Below are 23,291 nucleotides of genomic sequence, written 5' to 3'. Positions count from 1 at the left end.
TAATTTTAAAAGTAGTGGTATAATCTACCCTCTTTTCTAGCATAAATGTGGATATCAGAATGGAAAAACAATCTCAACTTGAACTGCTTATTACTCAAGGCCGTGAACAAGGATACTTAACTTTATCAGAAGTTCACGATCACCTACCTGAAGATTTGGTAGATGCTGAGCAAATCGAAGATATCATCCAAATGATCAATGATATGGGAATTAAGGTTCTGGAAACAGCACCTGATGCAGATGATTTAATGTTATCTGAAAATATCACTGATGAAGATGTGGTAGAAGAAGCAACTAAAGTCCTTTCCACCGTAGAATCCGAACTGGGTAGAACAACTGATCCTGTACGTATGTATATGCGTGAAATGGGCACCGTTGAACTTCTTACTCGTGAAGGTGAAATTGATATCGCAAAACGTATTGAAGAAGGTATTAATGAAGTTCAATGTACCATTGCAGAATATCCAGAAGCATTAACTAACTTAATCGCTAGCTATGAGCAAGTTGAAGAAGGAACAATGCGAATTACGGATCTCATTACTGCCTTTATTGAACCAGATATTGAAGAAAGCGAAGTTGCCGATGATACCTTTATCGTTCCTGAAGAAGAAAATAGCGATATTCCTGAAGATGATGATGAAGATAGTGATGATGACAGCGATGATAATGCTGATGATAATGGTATTGATCCTGAACTTGCTCGCCAAAAATTCTACGCATTACGCGATCAACATAAAAAAGCACTTTTAACCATTCAAAAGTATGGTAGAACAAGTAAAAAATCAAAAGAGCAAGTAAAAGCCCTTTCGGAAATTTTCCGTGAATTTCGTCTAGTACCAAAACAATTTGATCTACTTGTTGCCCAAATGCGTACTATTATGAAACAAGTTCGCAAAGAAGAGCGTCAAATATTACGTTTAGCCGTTGAGTATTCGAAAATGCCAAGAGGCGCATTTTTAAAAGCATTCCAAGGTCATGAAACGGATGATGCTTGGTTAATCAAAGCGATTGAATCAAACAAACACTATTCAGAAAAATTAGGTTTGAATGCAGAAAAAATTCGTCTCAATATGAATAATTTAAAACATATTGAAGAACAAACAGGATTAACTATTAAGCAAATTCGAGTGATTGGTGGACGAATTGCAGAAGGCGAATTAAAAGCTCGCCGAGCGAAGACTGAAATGATTGAAGCAAACCTACGTTTGGTTATTTCTATTGCTAAAAAATACACCAACCGTGGCTTACAATTCTTAGATTTAATTCAAGAAGGTAATATTGGTTTAATGAAAGCAGTTGATAAATTTGAATATCGTCGTGGGTATAAATTTTCAACTTATGCAACTTGGTGGATCCGCCAAGCTATTACTCGTTCAATTGCCGATCAAGCACGTACTATCCGTATCCCTGTGCATATGATTGAAACGATTAATAAATTAAATCGTATTTCTCGTCAATGTTTACAAGAAATGGGACGTGATGCGACACCTGAAGAATTAGCAGAAAAAATGGGAATGCCTGAAGATAAAATTCGTAAAGTTCTTAAAATTGCTAAAGAGCCAATTTCAATGGAAACACCCGTCGGTGATGACGATGATTCACATTTAGGGGATTTCATCGAAGATACTGCACTTGCCCAACCACTAGATTCTGCAACATCAGAAAGCCTACGTTTAGCAACTGGTGGAGTATTAGAGGGTTTAACACCTCGCGAAGCAAAAGTATTACGTATGCGTTTTGGTATTGATATGAATACCGATCATACGTTAGAAGAGGTGGGTAAACAATTTGATGTAACACGTGAACGTATCCGTCAAATTGAAGCAAAAGCATTACGTAAACTGCGTCACCCAAGCCGTTCTGAAACGCTGAGAAGTTTCTTAGATGAGTAACGATTATAAACGTAAAGGATATTGCATCATTTACAATGTCCTTTGTGCCTAAATGATTTACAACAAAGAGTTATAAAGAGCAATTTAAGTTTGCTCTTTTTTATAGCGGTGAGATGTTGAATAAAATTTACAAGTCATTCCACAAGTACTACGTTAATATTATTTTTAATAAGCTGATTATAGATTTCTTTATCTAGCTTAGTATCTGTAATAATGATATCAATTTGATCTAATGGGCAAACGATATTTGGACTACGACGACCAAATTTTGATGAATCTGCTAAAACAATAATTTTACTTGCGGCTTTACACATTGCTTTACTTACACCGTGTACTTCATTAAATGTCGTCAATCCTGAATTTAAATCAATACTATCAGCACCGATAAAGAGTTTATTAAAAGAAAAGTTTTCAAACGTAGATTCGGCGAGTGTGCCGTGAAATGAGCCTGATTTAGGGCGAAATGTGCCACTTGAAATAAGTAAACTGTAATCTTTATCTAAATTTACAAGGCTATTTATAATATGCAAACTATTCGTCATTATGGTGAGATTATCAAAAGATGATAAAAAAGGAATCATTTGTAATACCGTACTGCCTGTATCCATAATGATTGAATCACCTTCTTCAATTAACATCGTTGCTTGCTTAGCAATTTTCTTTTTAATTTCTAAATTGATGGAGGATTTACTTAAGATAGGTAAATCACGATCTTCATCATTACTTGCAAGAAGCACGCTACCATAAGTGCGTAAAACCTTACCACTATTTTCAAGTATGGTTAAATCTTTTCTGATGGTGGCACCTGTGGTATTAAAGTTTTGAGCAAGAATCTCAACAGAAGTTTTTCCATTTTGTTGTAAATACTCAATAATTTGCTTTTGTCTTTCTACAGGTTTCATTTACTTAGCACCATTTATTATGTTTGAAAATATTATTTCAACTTAATTGCTTCTGTTAATGCTTCCTGATACGATTTTTTGTTTGGAAATAATTTTAATGGATCAATATCATCGTAATGTAATTTAGATAAACTTTCAATTGGTTGTGGTCTTGAAAAAACCGAAAAACCTTTCATTAAAATAGAATCTGTCACATACTGATTTTCATCAAATGCAATGGCAATAACTACTTTAGGTTTAAAACGACCTTTTGATTTACCTACACCTACATTACCTTTTTTACAAAGCGATTGAAACGCTTTATTAAAGCAAGAAACTTGCCACCAGCCCAATCCTATTTGTAAAATCCACGCAATAACAGCAATAAATATTAAAATATGTGTTGAATCTGTCATCTATTATCTCATATTTAGAAAAATTGGCGAGCATTAAAAATAATAAACTCGCCATATTTTAATTAGAACATTACTTGTCCACCGGTAATATTGATGGATTGCCCAGTACAATATGCTGCTTGTTCACTTGCATAGAACAATAACACATTAAGTACATCTTGATAATCACAACCTCGTTTTAAAGGTACTTTATCAATATAAACCTGTTCTACTTCATTTTCTGGAATGCCTAGTTTTTCAGCATACTGTGGAATTAATGATTGAAACATTGGTGATTGAAGTAAATTTCCTAACATTAATGAATGAACAGTAATACCATATTCTGCAAGATCAAGTGCTAATGATTGTGTTAAGCCAACACCACCAAATTTAGCAGCACTATATCCAGAATTATGTTTACTTCCTACTTTTCCTGATTTTGAATTAATCTGCATTATTCTACCTTTAATGCCATCACGAATCATCAATTTAGAAAATTCTCTGGCACACAAGAAATAACCTGTTAGGTTTACTTTTACAGATAAATCAAAATCATTGAGTGAAAATTGTGTAATAGGAGATGCTTTTGCGATACCTGCACTGTAAACAATTAAATCTACTCGTCCAAAATGGGCATCTACATCTTTAGCTAGTTTAATCACACTTTCTTCATTTGTTGCATCAACTTGAAAGCCTTTAGCAATCAAATTTTTACTTGTAATCTCACTTGCAATATTATCTGCATTTGCCCCGTTTAAATCGGCAACAGCTACACGGTATCCATTATTGGCTAATCCTGTACTTAAAAAAGCACCTAATGTTTGCCCTCCACCAATAACTACTGCAACCTTTCCATTCATATATAACTCCTATGTTAATTTTGTTTAATTACTAATGTTGTATTAACGCCAAGTGTCGGTATTCTTCCATTTAAATGAATATTCCCTGGATATTCCGCTTGTGTTGCATTATCAAAACGGAATGTTACGTGGCCTAATTCTTTTAAATTATGTGAAGCCACCGAACCCACAGCGGTAATCGGGTAATCTTTACCGTCAATTTGTAAAAGATCACCCGCCTTTACATCACAAAGTAATTCACCGTGATTATGAATAAAGCAGTAGTCTTCCAAATCTTTTGGGACACTTTGTTTAAAAGTGATAAACATATTTTCAACAAGGGCATCTTCGGCTAGTTCGCCCACTTTTGTAATCATTGTTTGGTAAATTACTTTCATTATTTCTCCTTAGATTAGTAAATAAATGCTGATACAAACCAAGCAAGTAATACTGTTGGAGCACCGGTTAAGAAACGGCTCACTAGCACTGAAGGAACACCTACTCGAACGGTATCTTGTTTAGCTTCTGCTAAAGATAAACCAACTGGAATAAAGTCACAGGCTGCTTGAGCATTGATTGCGAATAATGCTGGCAGTGCTAAATGTGGTGGAATATTACCCAATCCAATTTGCGTTCCCACTAACACACCGATTACTTGTGCAATTACCGCTCCAGGGCCTAAGAATGGAGAAAGGAATGGGAATGAACAAATCAATGCAAGAATGATTAATCCAATTGGACTATTTGCTAAAGGTGTTAAACCGTGAGCAATCCAATCCCCTAATCCCGACGCAATGATAATTCCAATAAGAGCAGAAACGAATGCCATAAATGGCAGAATTGTTTTTAAAACGGTATCAATAGTATCACGTCCAGCTTGGAAGAATACCGCAACAATTGATCCCATACCCATACCAATTCTTGACAGTAAACCATCAGTTTGTTCAGTAATTTTTTTAGAACTATCATAGTCTTTTACAATAGATTTAGCTGGTTTTGTTGGTGCTACAGCATCACTTTCAGTCAGTGAAATATTTTCTTCTTTGACTGCAGAAACATAAATGTTTTCCACAATAAATTCAGCTAATGGACCAGATTTACCTGTTGCGTGAACATTGATTGTTGGAATACCACGTTTAGGGTATAAACCACAGCGTAAAGTACCGCCACAATCCACAATCGCAATACCGATTTCGCTATCATTTTCAGGTTCACCCTCTTTAAAGCCATCAATCGCTTCCCAACCTGTAAGTTCAACAAGTTTATTGACGATAGCAGGACGAGTACCAGCAGTCATATAAAGGATTTTTTTACCTTCTTCAATAGGTAGTGTTAAAGGACCGCCCCAACCGCCATTACCTTTTTCAATATAAAGTGCTTTTGTCATAATTTGGTTCTCCTATCAATCTTATAAACGAACTTCACGATCAAGTGTAATATTCATACGTTTTTCAAAAAATGCAGTAGTAAAATCTGTAACCCAACCACGGAAGAAGTTAGTGACCATACCGACTAATAAATAGCTCACTGCAAGTGGCGCAAGAGGAATATTTAATGTAGTTAAACCACTTGCAATACCAAGATAAACAAAAAGTTCGCCAGGATTGATATGTGGGAATAAACCATTCATTGAGTGACAGCTATAAGATGCTGCAGCATAATAACTTGGCTTATAGCACTCTGGTAAAAAACGACCAAGACTTAATGTCATCGGGTTACAGAATACAAACGTACCAATAACAGGGAGAATTAAATAACGAGAAACTGGGTTGCCCGCACTACGTTGTGCTAAACGCTCAATTCTTTCTTGACCAATAAATTTGATCAACGCATTCATTACAACCAATAAAGAAATAAGCAAAGGAAGAATACCTGTTGCCATACTAACAAAGACTTCCCCACCTTTTTGGAATAGCCCAATAAACCATTCCGCACTATGAGTAATTACTTCAATCATAATAGACCTCGCTTTTAGAATTTACGAAAAACTGATTCAACCATTTGAATCATCATAGATATAATAGATCATTTTAAATTAAAAAACTTTTAAGTAGATCACAAAATGAAAATATTTTATTTTATTTTGAAAGGTTTTTATTGAGAAGTAATTAAGAAAGTAAATTACTTTCTTAAAATTTATTGTTATAACAGGTAAAGATTAATCAGAACTAACAGAAATACAGGGCATCGCAAACTTTTACCTATTGATTTTTAGAAATCAGTAATAACTATTGGATGCTATTAAGAAAAGCAAGTATAACAATTGTAAATTGTGGACTGCCATATTGTATCAGTTTTCCACATAACTCATTGATGTATAAATACATTACAGGGAATTAAATTTGTAAACTTTCAATTTGATCTACCCGCTATATTTATACCTAATAATATAATTTATTGATTTTTATTAGATTTTAAGTGCTATTTTGCTCTAATGAAAGCATGATCCTGCCCTGAAAAGAAATATACAAATCAAACTTTTTCTAGCTTCGCCATTTTAGCCACTAACCACTTAATTCCATTTTGAACAAAGGCAATTTGTAAACGTGTCTGTTCACCAGATCCTTCTACATTAATAATAGTCCCCTGCCCAAATTTACTATGTTGAACTTTTTGACCCATTTGCCAACCTGTATCTTGTGATATTGAAGAGGAGGAAGCGGTACGATGTTGTGAACTTTTTACAAAATTTGCAGGGCGGTTGATTGTGCCACGTAAACGAACTACTTGGATATGTTGTTCTGGTAATTCAGAAATAAAACGTGATGGAATATGGCGTTCTTCTTTACCGTATAAACGACGATTTTCGGCATAGCTTAAGGTAAGTTTTTTCTTGGCTCGAGTAATGCCAACATAAGCCAAACGGCGTTCCTCCTGCAAACGATCTTCTTCAAAACTTCGTCCACTTGGAAAAATACCTTCTTCTACACCTACGATAAAAACACGTGGGAATTCCAAGCCTTTGGCTGAATGTAATGTCATTAATTCAACATAATCTTGATGAGGTGAAGCTTGAGACTCTCCCGCTTCCAATGAGGCGTGAGTAAGAAATGCGGTTAAATCTGTCATATCTTCGGCTTCATCCGGTTTAGTAAATTGACGTGTTGCTGTCACTAATTCCCCTAAGTTTTCAATACGAGCCTCACCTTTTTCACCTTTCTCTTTTTGATACATATCTAATAAACCTGAGCGGTTGATGACAAATTCGGTTTGCTCAAAAAGGGGCATTTCTGAGGTTTCAATATCGATGGCATTGATCAATTCAGTAAAGCGTAATAAAGCATTAGCAGCACGTCCTGAAAGTTGCTCTTCTTGTATGGCGACCTGTACAGCTTGCCACAGTGTAATTTGACGAGTACGAGTCAGTTGTCGCAAAATATCTAGGGTACGATCCCCAATCCCTCTTGTTGGCGTGTTCACGACACGTTCAAAAGCAGCATCATCTTGTCGATTGGATATTAAACGTAAGTATGCCAGTGCATCTTTAATTTCTTGGCGTTCAAAAAATCGCATTCCACCATAAATACGATAAGGAATATCCGCTTGAATTAAGGCTTCTTCCATCACACGAGATTGGCTATTGCTACGATAAAGAATGGCACATTCATTTAATTCTCCATCATTTTTACACCATTGTTTTATTTGTGAAGCAACATAACGGGCTTCATCTAACTCATTAAAGGCTTCATAAATTTCAACAGGATCACCGTTGCCACTATCTGTCCATAAATCTTTTCCTAGTCGGTTTTTATTATTTGAAATAAGGGCATTCGCACTATGTAATATATGCCCCGTAGAACGGTAATTCTGCTCAAGACGAATTGTTTGTGAATTAGGATAATCCTCTAAAAAGCGTTGAATATTTTCAACTTCTGCTCCTCGCCAACCATAGATAGATTGATCATCATCGCCAACCACAATGACATTGCCAGATTGTCCTGCTAATAGACGAATCCAACAATATTGAATGTGGTTGGTATCTTGAAATTCGTCAATCAAGATATGTGGAAAGCGTTCTTGATAACGTTTTAAAATCAGAGGCTTATCCTTAAATAATTCATAAGCTCGAATTAATAATTCAGCAAAATCTAACAAACCCGCACGATTACAGGCATCTTGATAAATTTGATAAATTTCTATCAGTCTTTTTTCATTGCTATCATTTTGATGATCGATTTGATGCGGGCGTAACCCTTTATCTTTTTTACCATTGATGTACCACATCACTTGTTTTGGGGGGAAGTTTTTCTCATCAATATGATGTAATTTGAGTAAACGTTTAATTAAGCGATGTTGATCTTCTGAATCCATAATCTGAAAATCTTGCGGAAGATTGGCATCCAAATAATGAGAGCGTAGTAAACGGTTTGCAATACTATGAAATGTACCAACCCACATTCCAAATAGACGATGATTAGAGGATGAAAGCGTATGCTCAATACGATGACGCATTTCTGTCGCTGCTTTGTTGGTAAAAGTAACAGCAAGAATATTGGATTCAGGAATATTTTCAACGCCAATCAGCCACGCAATACGATGGGTTAAAACTCGTGTTTTACCACTGCCAGCTCCTGCAAGTACTAAATAGTTACCCACAGGGGCAGCGACTGCTTCACGTTGCTTTTCATTCAGTCCATCTAATAATAATGAAAAATCCATCCTTTACCTCAAATTTTTTTATATTTGTTATTTTGCATCTGTTTTTTTATACAGTAATTGTTTGGCATTATAGATCAAAGCGGTAAGATGTTGCAAAAAATTTGCAATTATTTTTTACTGGGTTTTCATTATTTTTACTTTTTTTCCCTTTTTTTAGGCGTATAATACCCGATCATTTTGTGATTAAATTTTTATTTTTTCACCCCTTTATAATTACTTGATAACTTTACTATTATGATTTCTTCATCTAAAAGCAATTTTTCAATTTCTAATTTATATACCAATATAATGGCTGCATTAGTCGTGAGTTTTGTTGCCTTGAGTTTAGGTGCGTCTTTTGGCTTATTATCAGGACGTGGGGCATTATCAGGTATGATCGCCGCCGGTGTGATTGCCTTTGTGACATCTTTATTTGGTGGAACAAGAATTCAATGTTCAGGACCTACTGCACCAATGTCAGCGGTGGCAATTGCAGTTTTAGTTTCTGCACAACAATTAAGTGCAAACCAACTTGAAGGGATGACCGTTAATCAACTTTTTAATTTTACCGTTATTTTAAGCGGTTTTATGTTGGGGTTTGCCGCATTATTTCGTGCAGGTAATTTAATTAAATGGATTCCAAATAGTGTTATTTCAGGTTTTATGTCTGGAATTGCTGTGCTAATTTGGATTGGACAAATAGAACAATTATTTGTCGTTGATAGTCTTTGGGTGTTTAATAAAACGGCTCTACTTAATAGCTTAATTGCACTATTAACTCTGGCTATTATTCTTCTTTTTCCTAAAACAAAAAATAAAACTTTCCGTCGAATTTTAGCTTTTTTCCCTGCCACATTAATGGCAATTATAATTAGCACTCTGGTTGTACATTTATTTAATATTCCGATTGAAACTATTAATATAGATAGCAGTGTACTTTCAGTCTCTATCAGTGAATGGGTACAGGCTCAAATTCCAACACATATGTCTTTTGAATTGTTGATATTTGCACTTCCTTTAGCATTTCAGCTAGCATTATTATGTTATCTAGATACCTTAATGACAGCTTTGGTAATGGATAAAATCAGTGGTGAGGATACTCAACGTAATCGTGAGCTTGCTGCTCAAGGTTTAGCAAATGCAGCGGCTGCCTTACTTGGTGGCTTACCAGGTGCTCAGGCAACTATTCGTTCTGTACTAATTTTAAAAGAAGGAGCAACATCAAGATTTGCGGGGATTTTAGTGGGTGTTTTTGTGATTGTGGAAATTTTTGTTTTCCTTGATTGGATCAGCCTTATTCCAAAAGCGGTATTTATAGGAGTGCTGTTTAAAGTCGGTTACGATGTATTTGATAGAACAGTTGCACGAGAAATTGGCAAATTATTATTAGGGCGAAAAGCATTACTTTCTAAGAAAGATGTACCATTAATTGTATTAACCGTATTAGTCACACTCTTTGTGAATTTGAGTGTTGCCGCAATTGGAGCAACAATTTTATTCTATATTATTCAAAAATTAACCAATAATAGTTTACCTGATTTGAATAAATTATTGGTTAAACACGATTGATAATTTGAAAAAATATCCAAAAATTTACAACTAAAAAAGTGAGCAACATTAAGATGCTCACTTTTTTGTAAATTTTAATAAAAATCTAACCGCTTACTTGCCACTATCTCCATAGTTTTTAAGAACTCGTGCTGATGGATCGTTAACATTACAGCCTTCCCACTCTTTATTCGGCATCCAGAAATCTTTAATCCACTCTGCTTGATCTGGATAGAACTTTTCAAAAATATCACGATAAAGCAAGCTTTCTTTGGTAAATGGTGTGCCGTGTAAATATTTTTGTTTAGCATTTTCTAGATCTTCATCAGAATATTTACTTTCTGCAAATTCTTTTAAATGATCCACCATTGAGTGACCAACAGCATCGGAAAATGCGGCTTTTTCACGGTATAAAATACTATCTGGTAAATAATCTAAGCCCTCAAATGCTCGGCGTAATAAGTATTTCCCTTTACCGTATTTATTCATTTTACGCTCTGGGTTAATACTCATTGCGTAATCTACAAAATCAATATCACTAAATGGTACACGAGCTTCTAATGAATTTGCAGCTAAACAACGATCCGCACGCAATACATCATACATATACAATTCACGAATACGCTTTTGTGATTCTTTTTGGAATTCGGCAGGTGTTGGAGCAAAATCCGTATATTTATACCCAAAGATTTCATCACTCACTTCGCCCGTTAAAAGCACTTTTAAGTCAGTATTTTCACGGATATATTTACAAATTAGGTACATTCCCATACTTGCACGAACTGTCGTAATATCCCAAGTTTCTAAGTGCCAAATTACTGTTTCTAATGCTTCTAACACATCTTCTTTAGTCATAATCACTTCAGTATGTTCACAACCTAAAAAATCTGCCACTTCTTTAGCATATTTTAAATCAATAGGATCCGTTTCCATTCCTACAGCAAAGGTACGAATTGGTTTATCTAAATGTTTTTGAGCAATCGCACACACTAATGACGAATCTAATCCACCACTTAATAAAAAGCCTAATGGTGCATCGGCGTGTAAACGCTTAATTACCGCTGCTTCTAATTTTTCTTTTAAATTTTTTGCAATAGTTTCAACATCTTGATCGATAATCACTTTTGGATCAGCAATATCGTTATAACAAACAAACTTACCCGCTTTATAATAATGACCTGGAGGGAATGGCACAACATCACGACAAAATGAAATTAAACCCTTCGCTTCTGACGCAAAAGCAATCGCACCTGTTTCTTTATCGTAACCATAAAATAGTGGACGGATACCCATAGGATCACGACCAGCCATAACTTCACCTGTTTTATGATCAAACATTACCAGTGCAAATTCAGCATCAAGCATTTTCATCATTACATCAATGCCTACGTGTTCATAAAGTGGAATTAATACTTCACAGTCACTGTGTGAATGGAAATTATAGGTATCTTTTAAAATTTCAGTTAAATATTCAAAGTTATATATTTCACCATTACACATTAATTTTACACCATTATGTTCAAATGGCTGGTTACCATTATTGGTCATATCCATAATAGATAAACGGTGAAATCCCCAAATTCCTCCATCATCAACACTGATACTTTGATGATCAGGACCACGATGGAAAGTTGAATCATAACTTTTCTTAAATACTTCACTCATCTCTTTTGCTGATGAATATACAAAACCACACATTTTTTATCTCCAAATTGATTATTCTTTAATTTAGTTATTTTATTTTAAATAAAAATAATCAAAATGCAATTATATTTACTAAAATTATTCAAATATTGCCAATAAGATGAATCTCATTTAATATAAAGCCACTTTTATTAGATATATAATTCTTTTATAGATAAAATCCCTTATTATTTAGACTATCGTTAAAAAAGCAAAATTCCGTTATAATTCTTTCACTTTTAACAAAATAAGGAATAATTATGCAAAATCCAAATGATGATGTACTTTATGCACCAATAGAATGGCAAGATTATAGTAAAAACTATACTGATATTTTATATCACAAATCAACGGATGGAATTGCCAAAATTACGATTAACCGTCCTGAAGTCCGTAATGCTTTTCGACCACAAACGGTCAAAGAGATGATTCAAGCTTTTGCAGATGCCCGCTTTGATGAAAAAATAGGAGTGATCATACTCACTGGTCAAGGTGAAAAAGCATTCTGTTCAGGTGGTGATCAAAAAGTACGTGGAGACTACGGTGGCTACAAAGATGATAGTGGTGTACATCATTTAAACGTACTTGATTTCCAACGTGATATTCGTACTTGTCCAAAACCAGTTGTTGCAATGGTTGCAGGCTATTCTATTGGAGGTGGTCACGTATTACATATGATGTGTGATCTAACTATTGCCGCTGAAAATGCTATTTTCGGTCAAACGGGACCAAAAGTAGGGTCATTCGATGGTGGCTGGGGAGCTAGCTATATGGCTCGTATTGTTGGGCAGAAAAAAGCCCGTGAGATTTGGTTTTTATGTCGTCAATATAATGCACAAGAAGCATTAGAAATGGGATTAGTCAATACTGTTGTTCCGTATAGCGAATTGGAAAAAGAAACCGTAAAATGGTGTCGTGAAATACTACGTAACAGTCCAATTGCGTTACGTTGCTTAAAAGCAGCTCTAAATGCAGACTGTGATGGTCAATCTGGCTTACAAGAACTTGCTGGCAATGCCACGATGTTATTTTATATGACAGAAGAAGGACAAGAAGGGCGTAATGCATTTAATGAAAAACGTCAACCCGACTTTAATAAATTTAAACGTAACCCTTAAATTTAATAGTTTGTTACTACCAATAAAAAAGCCCACTAATATGGGCTTTTTTGTTATTCTTAAAAATACTAATTACATAGTAATTTTTTTAACGCCTTGAACTCGAACTTCAACACGACGATCAGGTGCTAAACAAGAAATTAATGCTTTACGACCTTTTACTTTATCACAAGTATTACCAGTTGCTGGGTTTGTTTCACCATAACCAACTGCTGTAATATTTGCAGGTTGAACACCTTTAGATACTAAGTAGTTTGCTACTGTTTCAGCACGACGTTGTGATAAATGCATATTAGATTTTTCAGAACCAATACGGTCAGCATAACCACTTACTTTAACTGCTGGAGTTTCTAAACCTAATGCATTGATTTCAGCATTTGCTGAATCTAATACTTTAGATGCTGCAGGTTTTAAGCTTGCTTTACTAAATGCAAATAACACATCTGAACTAAATGCAAAGTTCTTAGTTACCACTTTAGCGGCTTTAGGAGCTTTAACCTGACCAAAACGATAAGAAATACCTAAGCTAACTGAACCGATGTCTGGACGGAAATCAACTCGTGAACCATCTTTATTTTCAAAACGTCCAACACTGTTAACCCATTGATACTCTAAACGAGTTGCTAATTGAGGTAATGATGGTAAGTTATATTCTAAACCAGTTGCAAATACTGCTGAAACGTGTGATGAACGTTGACCTGGTTGAGTATTACCAGCCAATTGATTATCTTTAAAGTTATAGTCTGTACGTACTAATGCAGCACCAACACGACCATAAACATCTAAACCGTTAAGAACCTGATAGCTACCTTTTAAGCTTAAAACAGGACCACGGTTTTTCATTTTAGCTACTGTTTCACCATCTTTCTTAACGCCAGAATAACGTAATTTTGCAGAACCAAAATCATCATAAGCTAATTCAGTCGCTAAACCAAATTTACCATTATTAAGAATTTGATAACCACCAAAAACACCGTAAGCTACAGAGTTTTTATAAAAACCGTAGTCTTTACCAAATGTATCTTTGATCTTGTTATCATTTAAACCATCATGAAATGATGCCCAACCTGCTTTAGCACCCACATAAAAAGTTTGTGCTTGTGGTGCTGCTTGAGCAACGCTTGCTAATGCTAAGCTAGAAATAGCTAATGCAATTACTGATTTTTTCATATTGTTTTCCTCTATAAAAACTATTATGTTTAGAATCTTTATTGATTCTTTGTTATCTTTGCCACATTGTACATTACATTATAAGCAAAATACAACTTTCATTGTACAATAAAAAAAACTAAAAAAAAATACTTTTCATAAAATTGTGCTTTTTATAACCAAAATAGTTGTATAAGTTACACATAGCTCGATCGATCAATTACTTACAAAATTAACTCTACATTAAAAATGTTGTTTGTACTCAACAATTGAGTTTTTTATGAAAAAAAACTTAAATAATTATTTAATTCCAAGTTTTTCTTCAAGGTAATGGATGTTCATTCCGCCTTGAAGAAAGTTTTTATCACTTAATATGTTTTGATGTAATGGAATATTTGTCTTTATTCCATTTATAATGGTTTCTGAAAGTGCAATTTCCATTCTACGAATAGCAATGTCTCTTGTTTCGCCATACGTAATAAGTTTTGCAATCATTGAGTCATAATAAGGAGGAACAGTATAATTAGCATAAATGTAGGAATCCCAGCGAACACCTAATCCACCAGGTACGTGAAGACGAGTAATTTTCCCTGGTGATGGTAAAAAACTACTTGGATCTTCAGCATTAATTCTGCACTCAACAGAATGACCTCTTACTTTAACTTGCTCTTGAGTAACGGATAAAGGTAAACCTGAAGCAATACGTAACTGCTCTTTCACTAGGTCAATACCTGTAATCATTTCAGTGACAGGATGTTCTACTTGAATTCGAGTATTCATCTCAATGAAATAAAATTCACCATTTTCATATAAAAACTCAAATGTTCCAGCCCCACGATAACCAATTTCAAGACAAGCATTTGCACAACGCTCACCAATAAATCGACGCAGTTCCTCTGAAATCCCTGGTGCGGGTGCTTCTTCCAATACTTTTTGATGGCGACGCTGCATTGAACAATCACGCTCAGCTAAATAAATAGCATTACCGTGAGTATCAGCTAATACCTGTACTTCGATATGACGAGGGTTCTCAAGATATTTTTCCATATAAACCATATCATTATTAAAAGCGGATCTGGCTTCTGATTTTGTCATTGCAATGGATTCAGCTAGATACTCTTCATTGCGAACAACACGCATTCCTCGACCACCACCTCCACCAGAGGCTTTAATAATAATAGGATAACCAATCTCATTAGCTATTTTCTTATTTTTAACAATATCATCACCCACTGAACCATTAGAACCTGGTACACAAGGAATGCCCGCCTTTTTCATCGATCTAATAGCAGATACTTTGTCTCCCATTAAACGAATAACATCTGCAGATGGTCCTATAAAAGAGAAACCTGAACGTTCCACTTGCTCTGCAAAGTCTGCATTTTCAGATAAAAACCCATAGCCAGGGTGAATAGCATCCGCTCCTGTTACTTCCGCGGCAGCAATAATAGCAGGGATATTTAAGTAGCTTTTTACAGATGACGCTGGACCAATACAAATTGTTTCATCAGCCAGACGTACGTGCTTTAATTCTCTATCTGCTGTAGAGTGTACGGCAACCGTTTGAATATCTAATTCTTTACATGCCCGTAAAATACGCAATGCAATTTCGCCACGATTAGCAATAACAACTTTTTTTAACATTTGTATATCCTAATGATTATTCAATAACAATAAGTGGCTGATCAAATTCAACCGCATCACCATCATTTACTAAAATAGCTTTTACTACACCCGCTTTATCTGATTCAATTTTATTCATCATTTTCATTGCTTCTACAATACAAAGTGCATCACCTACATTCACACTTTGTCCAACTTCTATAAATGGCTGGGCTTCAGGGCTTGGGCTACGATAGAAAGTTCCTACCATCGGGGATGCAATAGTATGACCAGATACAGTTTCTGGTTGAACACTAGTAACCGTGCTTTCTTGGGATATCTCCGTTTTTTCCGTAGGTACTTCAATTGTTTGAGTATTAATATATTGTTGAGGTTGTGATATAGTTTGTGCAACACCACGACTAATGCGTACTGAACCATCTTCTTCAGATACTTCTAGTTCTGTAATACCTGATGCTTCAACAAGCTCTATAAGTTTTTTGATTTTGCGAATATCCATTATAATGAGATCCGTTTAAGTTAAATTGAAAATAAAAACACCACTTCACATTAATAACAATTAAGGAAAAATGGGGTGTAAAATAAAGTTTCGTAAGGTTACCTGAAATTAACCTAGTTTGCGATAATTTTTTTATAAATTTAACCGAAATTATCACAATTTCGTGACTGATCGTAGCAGTTTCTCCTAATTAAGGCAATTTTTTATAAAAATTTTGCAAATTTTTACAAAGATCATATCGCCTCATTTTAGTAAAACTTATTTGTATTTGGCTACCATTATTGAATAGACTATAATAGCATTTTTTACTCATTAGCAACAAACTTAAGGATAACTATGCAAAAATATACTGGATTAACTCATTTTTTTAAAGCTGCTGGCTACTCTATTCAAGGTTTAAAAGCTGCATTTAAATATGAAGCGGGATTTCGCCACGAAATAGGCGCTGCACTTATAATGCTTCCCTTAGCATTTATTTTAGGTAATACAAATATAGAAATTGCATTACTTGTTGCTTCAGTATTAATGGTTTTTGTGATTGAATTGCTCAATAGTGGTTTAGAAGCAATCGTTGATCGTGTTGGCAAAGAGTATCACGAACTATCAGGACGAGCTAAAGATATGGGATCCGCTGCTGTGTTTATGGCAATGGTCACCTGTGGAATTGTTTGGGTAATTATTTTATTTTTTTAATACAGGGTAGTTATCATAGCGGTATGATGTAAACTATTTTTTGCAAATTTAATGTAAAAAGTTCGTTAATTGGAAATCGTGTGCCAAATACGGACTCCTTAAGGTGGGGTGGCTGTTTTTCCCTCTAGATATGCTGTCGCTTTTTTGTATTTTTCTAAACGGTTTAAATCTTTTTGAGTAATATTTTTAATTCGTTTAAGATTCATATTATCCCTTAAATCACTGAGTTTTACCGCTTTTGACATTTCATTTTCTTTAAGTTGTGAAAGGTATTCACTGTACTCTTGAGCCTCTTTTTTAGTGACAAGATCGATGGCTTTTATAATGTCTTTATCAAAATAGTTTTCTAAATTCGTCAAAGTATAATCACTGTCTTCAACAACATCGTGTAACAATGCAACAATCTTTTTTTTGTATCCTTTAACCCCAAACATTACCCTAATTGGATGGGTTATATATGGTTTTCCAGCTTTATCAAACTGCCCTTTATGAGCATCTAAAGCGATTAAGAATGCTCTTAATAATTTCATACATAACCTCTCTATTTTATGATTTCGACAATGTTTCAACCCTTGCTTGCTTAACCATATTATCAGCAACTTCCAATACAGTGACTTTCAAGTTATAGAAAGTAAATTGCGTATCTTCATCTGGGATGTTTTCTAGGTGTTCCATAATCAAACCATTAAAGGTTCTAATATCTTCAGCGGGCAAGTTCCACTTAAAGAGTTTATTTAAATCACGTAAATTCGCTGACCCTTCAATAATAACTGAACCATCTAATTGTGGTTTTACTTCTTGCTCAAGAGTCGGTGAAGTTGAGGTGGTAAATTCACCAATAATTTCTTCTAAAATATCTTCAAGAGTAATTAAGCCTTTAATATCACCATATTCATCAACCACTAATCCAATACGCTCTTTGTTTGCCTTGAAATTAATAAGTTGTGCCGTTAGTGGTGTGCCTTCGGGAATAAAATACGTATTATCCAATGCTCGTACTAACGTTTCTTTACTAAATTCATTTTTTTCAAGCATAAAACGAAACACTTCTCGAACTCGGAGCATTCCCAATACATTATCATCAATGCTTTCTTTATAAATCACAATGCGTCCGTGAGCCGCACCTTTAAGCTGACGTATAATAGACTTCCAATCATCATCAATATTAATGCCATCAATATCATTACGTGGCACCATTACATCATCAACCGTCGCTTTTTCTAAATCAAGAATTGAAACCAGCATATCTTGGTGCTCTGTAGGAATATATTTGCCCGCTTCTAATACTACACTACGCAATTCTTCAGCACTTAATCCTGTTTTTTCCCCCGATTTAATTCGCATTAATTTCATTAAAGAGCTAATAATAATGTTCATTAAAAAAATCAATGGTGTAAGTATTTTTTTTAGTGGTGTTAAAACATAACTTGCAGTGAAACCGACTTTTTCAGGATAAATTGCAGCAATGGTTTTAGGTAAAATTTCTGCAAAAACAAGCATTACAAGGGTAAGCAATCCTGTTGCAATAGCGACGCCTGCATCACCAGACAAACGCATTCCAATCATAGTAGCAATGGCAGAAGCAACGATATTGACAAGATTATTACAGATTAAAATTAAACTTAGTAGAATGTCTGTTTTTTCAAGTAATTTTTCAGTTTGGATAGCGGCTTTATGTCCTTTTTCAACAAGATTTCGCATTTTATAGCGGTTAAGTGACATTAACGCAGTTTCAGAACTTGAAAAGAATGCAGAAAGAAAAAGTAGTAGCACAAGAGTAATAAAAAGCGTACTCAAGGGTATGGTTTCCAAAATTTAAAATCCTATATTAGTTATATCATCAAGTGGTAACATATTTTTATTATTTTTAATAATTGAGTTTTTGCAAAATTTTATAATAATGTGACCGCTTACCTAAACATTTATTTGGTAGCTATATTCGACTTCCGAAATAGCCTACAGTAAGTAAGATCATACCTGAAATTGAATAAATTAGCACTCGTTTTCCTCGCCAATGTAACTTCCATTGTCCAAAAAGTAAAATAGCATAAATAATCCAAGCCATAAAAGAAAATACTGTTTTATGTATTTGAGTATTTGAGAAAACTTGTGGTAAATAAATTATACCTGTAATCAACGTGAGAGTTAATAAAACTTGGGCGATAAACGTCAAAGAAAATAGATGTCGCTCAACGGTCATCAATGGGGGTAAATGCGAATTAAAAGAGAGCTGTTTATTTTTTAATTTAATATCAATCCATTTCAATTGAAATACATAAAGCAATGCAATAAAAAACATTGCATAGGAAAGCATTGCAATTGAGATATGAAATAATAAACTTATATTTTGAGAAAAATATTTTGCAGTCTCTCCTATAATAAAACCTGAAAGTGCGACACTCACAATACTTAAAATATAAATGACCAACAAAGGTAATAAACTTGTTTTCCATTTTGTAATGGCAAAAGTCATCATTAGGCTCATTAATAAACAGATAAATGAAACAACATTTATTATAGTTAGCCTAAATCCAAACATAGTAGAAAGTTGATTAGAGAGGGTAATAAAATGAAGCAGTACTGCCAATATTCCGAAACCCAAAATAACGGTAGTATTTGGTTTATTTGTATTTGTTTTTATAATAGTGGGCGCAATCCAAAGTATCGCCGCTACATAGGTAATAATAGTTAAAATAACAAACAACATTTTCTTTTTCTCTACAATAAGATAGGTGTATTAAATTACCATTTTTAGTCCTGTTTTTCTATCTAAAAAGAGAAAATTATATATAAATAAAGATGAAGATTGATGAAAAACAATGCAAACAGACATTTTTTTTATTTTTCTTCTTGACGACTTTTCGTAATATCTATATTATTCAACACGTTTTCAACGGAGGAATGGTCGAGCGGTTGAAGGCACCGGTCTTGAAAACCGGCGAGGGTTTAAATCCTCCGTGAGTTCGAATCTCACTTCCTCCGCCACTTATTCTAAACCACTGATAAGAAATTATCGGTGGTTTTTTTTATGGAAATTTTTAATCTAATATAGCGGTACTGAAACGACGGTTAAAATAAGTTAAAACATTGCCTATTGTGGAATTAATCTCTGTAAGCTGCAAAATAAATACGGTATGAGTACCCACTTCATAACAATTAACAATATTTCCCTGCAGAGTTGAAACTGCCTCTTTTAGTGCAGGTTGATCACTGTCTTGCCATATATCCCATTCAAAACGTTGTTCCATTGTTGAATCCAGCATATTTGCGAAATGTTTAGCAAGTTCTACTTGTTGAGGCATTAAGATGTTGATACAGGCTTTACCATTTTGCTTAAAAATATCGTGAGTACCACTCTCTTTGTTGATACAAAATAATACTGTAGCAGGTGTATCACTTACAGAACAAACTGAAGATACTGTTAATCCAACTTTACCCGCTTCTCCTTTTGTGGTAACAATACTAACCGCTGTGGGTAAATTTGCCATCGCATTACGAAATTCTAATGAAAAATCACTCATTTTTATCCTCTTATTCTTTCCAAATTATATGATATTCACGATTTTCTGCTTGATGTGAAATTAAAAAACGAGCAAAAACGTTATCCATTTCATCATTATCATTAATCAAACCAATCCAGACTTCTGCAAATGCATCAGGGTCAATTAAAACACCAATTTCTTGTTCCCATTTTTCACTGGTTTCTACCATTTCCACCGCACCACATTCTTCAAATTGAAGATTGAAAAGTAGAATATCCGCAGGATCAAGATTTTCCCCCGCCATTTCTAAAAAAATATCATAAGCAATATCAATGGCTTCATCTGGTGTTAGTTTTGTTACATTATCCAACTTATTACCTCTTTTATGTATAATAAACTCCAAAATAGGCGGTTACTTTATCAGAAAAATTTGCAAAAATAATTCACCTATTTTAAAAAATTACTTCGTCCTTTCTGCTTTTCGAATTTTTTGCTCTAAAGCTAAAATTTCTTTTTGTAGTTTTAGCATATATTCTCTAGCTTCTTTCTCTGTTTTAAAATCAAGCATTTCTCCTTTGAGTAATTTTGCCAGCTTTTCTTTATGTTGAGAAAGTGTACGCTTATCTTGAGCTAATTGTCTTCGTATTGTGTATTTTTGGTATGCCTTATTATAAACATTCTGTAAATTTTCTGTCTGAGCATTTGGGCAAACACGATTAAATGCGTAACCAAAATTTCCTAATCTAGTAGCATTTTCAATTGTACAATAATGCTTTAAACCATTTTCTCGCCCTTTTTCCCATAAGGTAAAATTAGGAATGATACCCGTTTTAGCACAAGCCTCTTGATGAACATTAATACGATCAGGATAATAACCTGCGACCCCATCGTTATAGCCAATTGCTTCCCAATTTCCCGTTAAACATTGCTCTTTTGTGAGTGACGGAGAAGTACAGGCAGTTAATGTAATCATTACACCTAACCAAAAAAGTGCTTTCTTAAATTCAATTTTCATATTATTCCTTTAATTTTCTGTAAAATTTATCGTTGAACTATTGCTGTTTGTTGCAATTTTGACATTATAAATGGATAATGGGGTATTGGCTAATAAATAAAGTTGTTTAATTTTATTTCAATTTATTACTCTTTTATAAAAGGAAATATCAATGTCTTTACAAAGCATTATTGAAACAGCATTTGAGCGTTGTAGTGAAATTACACCTGCAAACGTAGATGCAGAAACCAAAGCCGCAATTGAAGAAGTTGTATTAAAACTTGATTCTGGTGAATTACGTGTTGCAGAAAAAATTGATGGTGAATGGATCGTTCATCAGTGGTTGAAAAAAGCGGTATTACTCTCTTTTCGAATTAGAGATAACGTACTTGTTGAAGGTGGTGAAACCAATTACTACGATAAGGTGCCATTAAAATTTGCAGAATATACCCAAGAACGTTTTGATAAAGAAGGGTTTCGCGTTGTACCTTCGGCAACGGTTCGTCAAGGTGCTTATATTGCAAAAAATACCGTATTAATGCCTTCTTATGTAAATATAGGGGCTTATGTCGATCAAGGAACAATGGTTGATACTTGGGTAACTGTCGGGTCTTGTGCTCAAATTGGTAAAAACGTACATTTATCTGGTGGCGTAGGTATTGGTGGTGTATTAGAACCATTACAAGCAAACCCAACTATTATTGAAGATAACTGTTTTATTGGGGCAAGATCAGAAATTGTAGAAGGTGTGATTGTAGAAGAAGGTTCAGTGATTTCTATGGGCGTATTTATCGGACAATCTACTCGTATTTATGATCGTGAAACAGGTGAAATTCATTATGGTCGTGTACCAGCAGGATCTGTGGTTGTCTCTGGTAGCCTACCGTCAAAAGATGGTAAATATAGCCTTTACTGTGCTGTAATTGTGAAAAAAGTTGATGCTAAAACATTAGGTAAAGTAGGAATTAACGAGTTATTGCGTACGATTGAATAATTATTCCTGATAAGAATACTATTCCACAATACAAGAAAATTAACACTCCATAAATAAAAAGTCTGCTGAGAAATAAACTATCAGCAGACTTTTGTTTTTTCTTAGCAAGTTTTGATTATAAAACCTCTAATAATTCTACTTCAAAAACTAACACACTAAAAGGTGGAATGGTTTGACCTGCACCTCGTTCTCCATAAGCAAGCTCGTGAGGAACAACCAAACGCCATTTAGAACCTGCTGGCATCATTGTTAATGCTTCAGTCCAACCTTTAATTACGCCATTTACAGGGAATTCAGCTGGCTGACCACGTTTAATTGAGCTATCAAATTCTTGTCCAGTAATTAAAGAACCTGCGTAATGCACACGCACTTTATCTTCTGCTGATGGCACTTTTCCATTACCTTCCACAAGTACTTCATACTGTAAACCACTTTCAGTAACTTTAACGCCTTTTGCTTTTTTATTTTCTTCTAAAAATGCTTTCCCATCTTGTTCAAATTGAGCAAACATTTCCTGTTGAGCTTTCTCTGCTCGTTGTTGTAATTCTTGTAATGCAGCACTGATTTCATTAAGATCAACAGCAGGTTGATTTTGATTTAATACATCAAAAATCCCTTTCATTACTGTTTCAGGTTCAACTTCTAAACCACTACTTAACAATTGCTGACCAATCTGCAAACCAATACCATAACCACCTTTTTCTTCGGTAGTTTCAAATTTCACTGAATCAAAATTTAACGCCATAATTATTTCCTTTTTATTTAAATGAGTTTTATAGATGGGGAATATTTTACAAAAAACAAGGGCATTTTGTAAAAATCTACAACCCAATTGCATATTTTAATGCTCTATTTTTTAATAG

23 protein-coding genes and 1 tRNA gene are annotated in these 23,291 nt (G+C 34.3%); 6 read left to right on the top strand and 18 right to left on the bottom strand.

Annotated elements, in window-relative coordinates:
• Positions 1 to 59: 59 nt before the first annotated feature.
• Positions 60 to 1,892 carry an RNA polymerase sigma factor RpoD gene (gene rpoD / locus U9966_RS01095; RefSeq protein ID WP_407675184.1) on the top strand — a complete coding sequence of 611 codons (1,833 nt, stop codon included), beginning with the start codon at positions 60 to 62 and terminating at the stop codon, positions 1,890 to 1,892.
• 134 nt (positions 1,893 to 2,026) lie between these two features.
• On the opposite strand, the gene srlR is transcribed toward rpoD, so the two are convergent.
• From srlR to uvrD, 7 genes are all read right to left on the bottom strand, one after another.
• Positions 2,027 to 2,794: a glucitol operon DNA-binding transcriptional repressor SrlR gene (srlR, locus tag U9966_RS01090; protein WP_306346769.1), complete on the bottom strand. Its 768-nt coding sequence runs from the start codon at positions 2,792 to 2,794 to the stop codon at positions 2,027 to 2,029.
• 32 nt (positions 2,795 to 2,826) lie between these two features.
• Positions 2,827 to 3,189 (bottom strand): transcriptional regulator GutM, encoded by a 363-nt coding sequence (gutM, locus tag U9966_RS01085; protein ID WP_306346768.1) that lies wholly within the window; start codon positions 3,187 to 3,189, stop codon positions 2,827 to 2,829.
• Positions 3,190 to 3,251: 62 nt separating this feature from the next.
• Positions 3,252 to 4,028, bottom strand: coding sequence for a sorbitol-6-phosphate dehydrogenase (srlD, locus tag U9966_RS01080; RefSeq protein WP_306346767.1), 777 nt, complete (start codon positions 4,026 to 4,028; stop codon positions 3,252 to 3,254).
• 14 nt (positions 4,029 to 4,042) lie between these two features.
• On the bottom strand, positions 4,043 to 4,405 hold the full coding sequence (srlB, locus tag U9966_RS01075; protein WP_306346766.1) for a PTS glucitol/sorbitol transporter subunit IIA: 363 nt from the start codon (positions 4,403 to 4,405) through the stop codon (positions 4,043 to 4,045).
• 14 nt (positions 4,406 to 4,419) lie between these two features.
• On the bottom strand, positions 4,420 to 5,394 hold the full coding sequence (gene srlE, locus U9966_RS01070; protein WP_306346765.1) for a PTS glucitol/sorbitol transporter subunit IIB: 975 nt from the start codon (positions 5,392 to 5,394) through the stop codon (positions 4,420 to 4,422).
• A 21-nt stretch (positions 5,395 to 5,415) separates the two neighbouring features.
• A complete protein-coding gene (gene srlA / locus U9966_RS01065; protein WP_306346764.1) occupies positions 5,416 to 5,964 on the bottom strand; it encodes a PTS glucitol/sorbitol transporter subunit IIC in 549 nt (182 codons plus the stop codon).
• A 515-nt stretch (positions 5,965 to 6,479) separates the two neighbouring features.
• Positions 6,480 to 8,666, bottom strand: a complete 2,187-nt coding sequence (uvrD, locus tag U9966_RS01060) for a DNA helicase II (protein WP_306346763.1) — start codon at positions 8,664 to 8,666, stop codon at positions 6,480 to 6,482.
• Positions 8,667 to 8,954: 288 nt separating this feature from the next.
• Here uvrD and U9966_RS01055 point away from each other — a divergent pair, with 288 nt between their 5' ends.
• A complete protein-coding gene (locus U9966_RS01055) occupies positions 8,955 to 10,214 on the top strand; it encodes a SulP family inorganic anion transporter (protein WP_306346762.1) in 1,260 nt (419 codons plus the stop codon).
• 93 nt (positions 10,215 to 10,307) lie between these two features.
• Here U9966_RS01055 and asnB read toward each other — a convergent pair whose 3' ends face one another.
• On the bottom strand, positions 10,308 to 11,891 hold the full coding sequence (gene asnB / locus U9966_RS01050) for an asparagine synthase B (protein ID WP_306346761.1): 1,584 nt from the start codon (positions 11,889 to 11,891) through the stop codon (positions 10,308 to 10,310).
• Positions 11,892 to 12,136: 245 nt separating this feature from the next.
• On the opposite strand from asnB, the gene menB reads away from it, so the two are divergent.
• A complete protein-coding gene (menB, locus tag U9966_RS01045) occupies positions 12,137 to 12,994 on the top strand; it encodes a 1,4-dihydroxy-2-naphthoyl-CoA synthase (protein WP_211597305.1) in 858 nt (285 codons plus the stop codon).
• A gap of 72 nt (positions 12,995 to 13,066) precedes the next feature.
• On the opposite strand, the gene ompA is transcribed toward menB, so the two are convergent.
• From ompA to accB, 3 genes are all read right to left on the bottom strand, one after another.
• Positions 13,067 to 14,164, bottom strand: a complete 1,098-nt coding sequence (ompA, locus tag U9966_RS01040) for a porin OmpA (RefSeq protein WP_306346760.1) — start codon at positions 14,162 to 14,164, stop codon at positions 13,067 to 13,069.
• Between the two features lie 279 nt (positions 14,165 to 14,443).
• The gene (gene accC, locus U9966_RS01035; protein ID WP_306346759.1) at positions 14,444 to 15,787 is read right to left on the bottom strand and encodes an acetyl-CoA carboxylase biotin carboxylase subunit; all 1,344 of its coding nucleotides are present in this window, start codon (positions 15,785 to 15,787) and stop codon (positions 14,444 to 14,446) included.
• 16 nt (positions 15,788 to 15,803) lie between these two features.
• Entirely contained in the window at positions 15,804 to 16,265 is a 462-nt protein-coding gene (accB, locus tag U9966_RS01030; protein WP_306346758.1) for an acetyl-CoA carboxylase biotin carboxyl carrier protein, read from the bottom strand.
• A gap of 336 nt (positions 16,266 to 16,601) precedes the next feature.
• On the opposite strand from accB, the gene U9966_RS01025 reads away from it, so the two are divergent.
• Positions 16,602 to 16,958, top strand: a complete 357-nt coding sequence (locus U9966_RS01025) for a diacylglycerol kinase (protein WP_306346757.1) — start codon at positions 16,602 to 16,604, stop codon at positions 16,956 to 16,958.
• A gap of 98 nt (positions 16,959 to 17,056) precedes the next feature.
• Here U9966_RS01025 and U9966_RS01020 read toward each other — a convergent pair whose 3' ends face one another.
• From U9966_RS01020 to U9966_RS01010, 3 genes are all read right to left on the bottom strand, one after another.
• Positions 17,057 to 17,488, bottom strand: a complete 432-nt coding sequence (locus U9966_RS01020) for a guanosine-3',5'-bis(diphosphate) 3'-pyrophosphohydrolase (RefSeq protein WP_211598759.1) — start codon at positions 17,486 to 17,488, stop codon at positions 17,057 to 17,059.
• A gap of 16 nt (positions 17,489 to 17,504) precedes the next feature.
• The gene (locus U9966_RS01015; RefSeq protein WP_306346756.1) at positions 17,505 to 18,770 is read right to left on the bottom strand and encodes an HlyC/CorC family transporter; all 1,266 of its coding nucleotides are present in this window, start codon (positions 18,768 to 18,770) and stop codon (positions 17,505 to 17,507) included.
• 121 nt (positions 18,771 to 18,891) lie between these two features.
• Entirely contained in the window at positions 18,892 to 19,665 is a 774-nt protein-coding gene (locus tag U9966_RS01010) for a cytochrome C assembly family protein (RefSeq protein WP_306346755.1), read from the bottom strand.
• A gap of 188 nt (positions 19,666 to 19,853) precedes the next feature.
• On the opposite strand from U9966_RS01010, the gene U9966_RS01005 reads away from it, so the two are divergent.
• Positions 19,854 to 19,943: transfer RNA gene (locus tag U9966_RS01005), tRNA-Ser, on the top strand.
• A 53-nt stretch (positions 19,944 to 19,996) separates the two neighbouring features.
• On the opposite strand, the gene U9966_RS01000 is transcribed toward U9966_RS01005, so the two are convergent.
• The 3 genes from U9966_RS01000 to U9966_RS00990 form a co-directional block, all read right to left on the bottom strand.
• The gene (locus U9966_RS01000) at positions 19,997 to 20,479 is read right to left on the bottom strand and encodes a flavin reductase (RefSeq protein WP_306346754.1); all 483 of its coding nucleotides are present in this window, start codon (positions 20,477 to 20,479) and stop codon (positions 19,997 to 19,999) included.
• A gap of 10 nt (positions 20,480 to 20,489) precedes the next feature.
• Entirely contained in the window at positions 20,490 to 20,810 is a 321-nt protein-coding gene (locus U9966_RS00995) for an HI1450 family dsDNA-mimic protein (RefSeq protein WP_306346753.1), read from the bottom strand.
• Between the two features lie 90 nt (positions 20,811 to 20,900).
• Entirely contained in the window at positions 20,901 to 21,455 is a 555-nt protein-coding gene (locus U9966_RS00990; RefSeq protein ID WP_306346752.1) for a DUF2799 domain-containing protein, read from the bottom strand.
• A 151-nt stretch (positions 21,456 to 21,606) separates the two neighbouring features.
• Between U9966_RS00990 and dapD the strand changes: the two genes are divergently transcribed.
• Positions 21,607 to 22,428 (top strand): 2,3,4,5-tetrahydropyridine-2,6-dicarboxylate N-succinyltransferase, encoded by an 822-nt coding sequence (dapD, locus tag U9966_RS00985; protein WP_211598740.1) that lies wholly within the window; start codon positions 21,607 to 21,609, stop codon positions 22,426 to 22,428.
• Between the two features lie 115 nt (positions 22,429 to 22,543).
• On the opposite strand, the gene U9966_RS00980 is transcribed toward dapD, so the two are convergent.
• The gene (locus U9966_RS00980; RefSeq protein ID WP_211598738.1) at positions 22,544 to 23,173 is read right to left on the bottom strand and encodes a BamJ family beta-barrel-assembly machinery protein; all 630 of its coding nucleotides are present in this window, start codon (positions 23,171 to 23,173) and stop codon (positions 22,544 to 22,546) included.
• Positions 23,174 to 23,291: the final 118 nt, after the last annotated feature.

Source organism: Pasteurella atlantica, from assembly GCF_963693435.1.
Lineage (GTDB): Bacteria > Pseudomonadota > Gammaproteobacteria > Enterobacterales > Pasteurellaceae > Phocoenobacter > Phocoenobacter atlanticus.
Note: the sequence above shows the minus strand (reverse complement) of the source record. Positions and strands in the feature narration are given on the sequence as shown.

What these genes read in the sequence shown, in the direction of transcription:
- srlE (WP_306346765.1), bottom strand. Translation starts at nt 5,394, where the DNA reads ATGACAAAAGCACTTTATATTGAAAAAGGTAATGGCGGTTGGGGCGGT.
- U9966_RS01010 (WP_306346755.1), bottom strand. Translation starts at nt 19,665, where the DNA reads ATGTTGTTTGTTATTTTAACTATTATTACCTATGTAGCGGCGATACTT.
- U9966_RS01020 (WP_211598759.1), bottom strand. Translation starts at nt 17,488, where the DNA reads ATGAAATTATTAAGAGCATTCTTAATCGCTTTAGATGCTCATAAAGGG.
- accC (WP_306346759.1), bottom strand. Translation starts at nt 15,787, where the DNA reads ATGTTAAAAAAAGTTGTTATTGCTAATCGTGGCGAAATTGCATTGCGT.
- dapD (WP_211598740.1), top strand. Translation starts at nt 21,607, where the DNA reads ATGTCTTTACAAAGCATTATTGAAACAGCATTTGAGCGTTGTAGTGAA.
- U9966_RS01000 (WP_306346754.1), bottom strand. Translation starts at nt 20,479, where the DNA reads ATGAGTGATTTTTCATTAGAATTTCGTAATGCGATGGCAAATTTACCC.
- gutM (WP_306346768.1), bottom strand. Translation starts at nt 3,189, where the DNA reads ATGACAGATTCAACACATATTTTAATATTTATTGCTGTTATTGCGTGG.
- ompA (WP_306346760.1), bottom strand. Translation starts at nt 14,164, where the DNA reads ATGAAAAAATCAGTAATTGCATTAGCTATTTCTAGCTTAGCATTAGCA.
- U9966_RS00990 (WP_306346752.1), bottom strand. Translation starts at nt 21,455, where the DNA reads ATGAAAATTGAATTTAAGAAAGCACTTTTTTGGTTAGGTGTAATGATT.
- asnB (WP_306346761.1), bottom strand. Translation starts at nt 11,891, where the DNA reads ATGTGTGGTTTTGTATATTCATCAGCAAAAGAGATGAGTGAAGTATTT.
- rpoD (WP_407675184.1), top strand. Translation starts at nt 60, where the DNA reads ATGGAAAAACAATCTCAACTTGAACTGCTTATTACTCAAGGCCGTGAA.
- srlR (WP_306346769.1), bottom strand. Translation starts at nt 2,794, where the DNA reads ATGAAACCTGTAGAAAGACAAAAGCAAATTATTGAGTATTTACAACAA.
- menB (WP_211597305.1), top strand. Translation starts at nt 12,137, where the DNA reads ATGCAAAATCCAAATGATGATGTACTTTATGCACCAATAGAATGGCAA.
- srlD (WP_306346767.1), bottom strand. Translation starts at nt 4,028, where the DNA reads ATGAATGGAAAGGTTGCAGTAGTTATTGGTGGAGGGCAAACATTAGGT.
- uvrD (WP_306346763.1), bottom strand. Translation starts at nt 8,666, where the DNA reads ATGGATTTTTCATTATTATTAGATGGACTGAATGAAAAGCAACGTGAA.
- srlA (WP_306346764.1), bottom strand. Translation starts at nt 5,964, where the DNA reads ATGATTGAAGTAATTACTCATAGTGCGGAATGGTTTATTGGGCTATTC.
- accB (WP_306346758.1), bottom strand. Translation starts at nt 16,265, where the DNA reads ATGGATATTCGCAAAATCAAAAAACTTATAGAGCTTGTTGAAGCATCA.
- U9966_RS00980 (WP_211598738.1), bottom strand. Translation starts at nt 23,173, where the DNA reads ATGGCGTTAAATTTTGATTCAGTGAAATTTGAAACTACCGAAGAAAAA.
- U9966_RS01055 (WP_306346762.1), top strand. Translation starts at nt 8,955, where the DNA reads ATGGCTGCATTAGTCGTGAGTTTTGTTGCCTTGAGTTTAGGTGCGTCT.
- srlB (WP_306346766.1), bottom strand. Translation starts at nt 4,405, where the DNA reads ATGAAAGTAATTTACCAAACAATGATTACAAAAGTGGGCGAACTAGCC.
- U9966_RS01025 (WP_306346757.1), top strand. Translation starts at nt 16,602, where the DNA reads ATGCAAAAATATACTGGATTAACTCATTTTTTTAAAGCTGCTGGCTAC.